5 protein-coding genes are annotated in these 4,823 nt (G+C 38.4%); all 5 read left to right on the top strand.

What is annotated here, in order from left to right; translation table 11 throughout:
* Window positions 1-629 precede the first annotated feature (629 nt).
* A complete protein-coding gene (locus V7083_RS16080) occupies window positions 630-1,649 on the top strand; it encodes an LLM class flavin-dependent oxidoreductase (protein WP_335479632.1) in 1,020 nt (339 codons plus the stop codon).
* A 78-nt stretch (window positions 1,650-1,727) separates the two neighbouring features.
* Complete coding sequence (locus V7083_RS16075) at window positions 1,728-2,573, top strand: transporter substrate-binding domain-containing protein (RefSeq protein WP_335479629.1); 846 nt, start codon at window positions 1,728-1,730, stop codon at window positions 2,571-2,573.
* A gap of 31 nt (window positions 2,574-2,604) precedes the next feature.
* Window positions 2,605-3,387 carry an amino acid ABC transporter permease gene (locus tag V7083_RS16070; protein ID WP_335479627.1) on the top strand — a complete coding sequence of 261 codons (783 nt, stop codon included), beginning with the start codon at window positions 2,605-2,607 and terminating at the stop codon, window positions 3,385-3,387.
* Complete coding sequence (locus V7083_RS16065) at window positions 3,384-4,094, top strand: amino acid ABC transporter permease (RefSeq protein ID WP_335479625.1); 711 nt, start codon at window positions 3,384-3,386, stop codon at window positions 4,092-4,094. The genes V7083_RS16070 and V7083_RS16065 overlap by 4 nt, the downstream gene beginning before the upstream one ends.
* Window positions 4,091-4,823, top strand: a 733-nt coding sequence (locus tag V7083_RS16060) for an amino acid ABC transporter ATP-binding protein (protein WP_335479623.1), incomplete at its 3' end; no start/stop codon positions are given. The genes V7083_RS16065 and V7083_RS16060, both read left to right, overlap by 4 nt.

Raw genomic sequence — 4,823 nt, 5'->3', positions numbered from 1 at the left:
AAGTTTAAAACCAAGTAATCAAGTTGGATAAGTGAGTTATAAGGAATACTTATTCAAATATATTTTTTAAGCTACAATACTACATTAATCATGCTTATCGGACAACCGACTGCTCCCACCTTTAAATATATGGTGTAGGAGAACTTATTGATTATTGTTTGGGGCTGAAATAAATGGTTTTTTTAATTAAAATCAAAAACATAATAATCGAACAATCAAACTATTGGAAATGCCAATTGGTCCACCAAAGGCTCCTGTTATAAACGGGGGTCTTTTTTGTATATTCTTTACCCTATGGGGTCGGTTGAAGAAGTGTTGTCTTAAATCATAGTTTCCCAATAGGAAAAATGGTTATTTATATTCGATGAAAAAGGAGCAATAACAATGAGTAAAATGACAATTTTTCAGAAAGCCAATAAACAAACAAGGAATGGTGTGCGGAATAAAGCTTTAACATATTTGGAACTTTGGAGTGATGTCTAGTGGTGTTCAATAAAATCAATCATACGAATAGGAACAGAATGCTTTGTAACTTTTGGAAGGAATGTAGAAATCCATTACTGAAAAAATGTGTAAAAACTAATATCTGAACAATAATGGATATCATTTTATTTTGAGGAGGAAATCTTATGGGATTAAGGCTTAGTATTTTGGACCAAAGCTTGATAGGAGAACAGGAAACAGCAGTTCTTGCCCTGAATAAAACGATTCAATTAGCACAAAAGGCCGAAAGCTTAGGGTACCATCGTTTTTGGGTATCAGAGCATCACAATTCTGAAAAGCTTGCTGGATCTTCACCGGAAGTTTTAATATCACATCTTCTCGCAAAAACCAAAACAATTAGAATTGGCTCTGGTGGAGTGATGTTGCAGCATTACAGCCCTTATAAAGTAGCAGAAAACTTTAATGTTTTGGCTTCTTTAGCACCGGGAAGAGTCGATTTGGGAGTGGGGAAAGCTCCTGGAGGGCTTCCGCTATCAACGAAGGCTCTACAAGATGGGAGATTTGATAACCACAAGGATTTATGGGAGAAGCTGGTTGACCTTAAAAAGTTTGTCACAGATTCCCTTGAACCTCACCATCCTTTTTACGGATTGAGAGCAGAGCCGGTTTCACCAGAACCTCCGGAGCTATTCTTATTGGGCGCAAGTGTAACGAGTGCAAAATTGGCAGGTGAATTAGGGTACTCTTTTGTCTTTGCCCAATTCATTAATAACAATGAAACAGTACTGGAAGAAGCATTTGAAGTATTTAGTCGTCTGCAAGAGAGAAAAAAGACAGAGCCCATCTCTTTTATTTTGGCTCTTTCCGTGATTGTTGCTGATACCGATGAGGAGGCAAAGCAACTTGTGACCAATTCAAAAATTTTCAAGGTTCATCTTGAACGTGGAAAGACTGTAACGCTTGGAAGCTTGGAACAAGCAGAGTTATTTGGTAAACAAGCAAACGAAAACTATCGTATTGAAATCCAAGAGGCAAGCATTCTGGCTGGATCGAAAAAAACGATAAGAGAAAAATTGCAAAAAATTCAAAATGTGTTTGATCTGGATGAGATGATTATTATTACACCAATTGAGAATTTCGAAGATCGCCTGAAGTCATATGTTTTATTAAGTGAGGCAATGTCGGAATTACCTATTTCAAGATGACCAATATAAATGATCATCAAAAATTTTCATAGATAGCAAGAAAACAAAAAAACAGTCATATTTGGAGGAGAATTAAAAATGAAGAAAACATTTATTGCTAGTTTTGTACTTATTGGTTTATTGATTTTCAGCGGCTGCAGTTTATCTTCAACAGGTAATGCAAGTTCTGAGGCTAGTAAAACCAAAAGTTCCAAAAAGGTTCAGCAAATTGTGATAGGAACAAGTGGTACTTTCCCCCAAGTAACTTATTTGGATTCAAACGGAAAACTAAACGGATTTGATATTCAATTAGTCAAGGAAATTGATGCGCGTCTACCTGGTTATCAGTTCAACTTCCAAACAATGGACTTCGCAAACTTACTTCTTAGTTTAGAGACAAATAAAATAGATTTGGTTGCAAATGAAATGGAGAAAAACAAAGATCGCTCTGAAAAATACCTATTTAATAAAGTTCCATATGCTTTTTGGAAAACTTATATTATTGTTTCTAAAACAAATAAACAGCCCTTTCATTCTCTTGATGATTTAAAGGGTAAAAAAGTATTAACTTCTGCCACATCAGCTGAAGCAACTCTACTAGAAAACTATAACAAAACCCATAACAATGCCATTCAAATTGTTTATACAAACGGGGCTTCGAATGATACTGTCAGCCAAATCACTACGGGTCGTGTGGATGCGACACTTGGTGCAGATTTTTCACTTTCCTTAATTGATCCTCAGGGGAAGTTGAAAATTGTGGGGGAACCACTTGCAAGTAACGGTGTCTATTTCGTTTTTAGGAAGAATGACCCTAAGGAGCAACAACTCGCGGATCAGGTTGATCAGGCCTTAAAACAAATTACAGCTGATGGAACCTTATCTAAACTAAGCGAGAAATGGCTGGGAGAGGACTATACCAAAAATTTGGGCACAACAAAGTAAGTTAGCCGATATCTGAAAGGGAGAATAGAAATTGGGAAATAAATTTGATATAGCGTATGTGTTTATGCACATTCCCAAATTATTGGCGTGTTTAAATACAACCTTGACCATCGTAGTTTTGTCGATGCTTATTGGATTGGTTTTTGGAATGGCTACGGCTCTTCCAAGATTATATAAAGTCCCGATTCTAAAAAGATTTTCTGAGGTATACATTTCATTTTTTCGCGGAACGCCCATTTTAATACAGCTTTTTTTAATCTATTATGGACTTCCTCAAATTTTATTGTTGGTCGATATTGATGTCTCCAAAGCACCTGTTTTAGCGTTTGTTATATTAACTTATGCACTTAACAGTGGAGCTTTTCTATCAGAAGCAATTCGTACCGCGGTTCTATCCGTTGATCGAGGGCAGGTTGAAGCAGCATACTCCGTTGGAATGACAGGGTACCAGGCCTTTAGAAGGGTTGTCATTCCTCAGGCATTAGCGATTGCGGTTCCTGTTTTCGCCAATCTTGTGATTGCTAATTTGAAGGACACTTCTTTGGCCTTCACCCTGGGAGTTGTAGAAGTCACTGGTAAAGCCCAAACTTTGGCTCAAGTCACGCAACACTTTATTGAAACCTATATTGCACTTGCTCTGATCTATCTCGTTATCAGCCTCGTGTTAGAGAAAATTTTTGCAATGGCTGAAAGGCGATTACTGAAGTATGAAACGGGGAGTGAATGGGGTAAGAAACAGTTTGGAAGAAAGAGACTGTTAGTTGATTTAATTCAGCCTAAATTTAAGCTGCAGAAGGGAGGTTCACGGTTATGAAACTTGATCCTGGTTTTATCGTGACAGCATTTTTCAGTTTGTTTTCGGCACTGCCTGTTACCTTAGTATTAACTGCCGTTTCTGTTTTTGTAGGTTTTATAATCGGAACGATCGTAGCTTTGGTTCGGTTCTTTGAGATCCCCGTTTTAGGCACAATTGCAAAAATCTATGTCGTGTTTATTCGAGGGACGCCGATGCTTACACATCTATTACTAATCTATTTTGGCATCACTACGATCATTGATGTGTTAGTTCCTTTTTTTGGCTGGACATTTACTTCTTCAATCATACCGTTGATAGATTTTGCATTCTTATCCTTATCGATCACTGCAGGGGCATACCTTTCTGAAGTTATTCGTTCAGGTCTGTTAGCGGTGGATAAAGGGCAACTGGAGGCAGCCTATTCCATTGGTATGACTACTCCTAAAGCCTTAATACGAATTGTTTTTCCACAAGCTTTAGCTGCGAGCGTACCAAATCTTTCGAACCTTTTGATTGGGATGCTTCATGGAACGACCTTGGTATTTGCCTTGTCTGTAGTGGATATTAATGCAAAAGCACAGATCGTTGCTTCAAGTAATTGGAAATTTTTCGAATCCTATATAGCAGCAGCCGTAATCTATTGGGGTTTGACAATTTTAATTGAGCGGATTAGTGGGCTATTTGAAGCTCGGATTAACCGATTTACAAGGGGAGGTGTCGCATGATTGAGCTTAAGAATATCTCGAAATCATTTGGTGAACTGGAGGTTTTGCGGGATATCAGTTTAACCATAAATAAAGGTGAAGTGGTTGTGATCCTTGGCCCTAGCGGATCTGGAAAAACCACATTACTGCGCTGCTTAAATTATTTAGAAAAGCCAAATTCCGGTAAGGTTAGAATCGGTGAGTTTGAAATGGACTATGCTGAAGCCGAAGAGAAAAAAATCCATCAGCTGCGAAAGAAAACAGCCATGGTGTTTCAACATTATAATTTGTTCAAACATAAGACCGTTCTGGAAAATGTAATGGAAGGTCTTGTATTTGTTCACAAACAGCCTAAACAACAGGCACGAATCAAAAGTATTGAGGTTTTGAAAAAGGTTGGACTGGAGGAGAAGCTGGATTTCTATCCAAGTCAGTTATCTGGCGGCCAGCAGCAAAGGGTTGGAATTGCAAGGGCACTGGCCCTGAATCCTGAAGTCATCCTATTTGATGAACCGACATCCGCACTAGATCCTGAGCTTGTTGGTGAGGTGCTTGAGGTAATCCGAACCATCGCAAAGGAGGGGGTTACGATGATTGTAGTAACACATGAAATCGGATTTGCCCGGGATGTTTCAAATCATGTGATTTTTATGGAACAAGGTCTAATTGTCGAAGAAGGGGATCCCCGTTTGATTTTTGAAGCGCCAAAAGAGGAGAGAACAAAGCAATTTTTAAGGCGTATGAGCAGGG

Origin of the sequence: Bacillus sp. JJ1764 (genome assembly GCF_036962145.1) — a bacterium.
In the GTDB taxonomy this organism is placed as follows: domain Bacteria; phylum Bacillota; class Bacilli; order Bacillales; family Cytobacillaceae; genus Neobacillus.
Note: the sequence above shows the minus strand (reverse complement) of the source record. Positions and strands in the feature narration are given on the sequence as shown.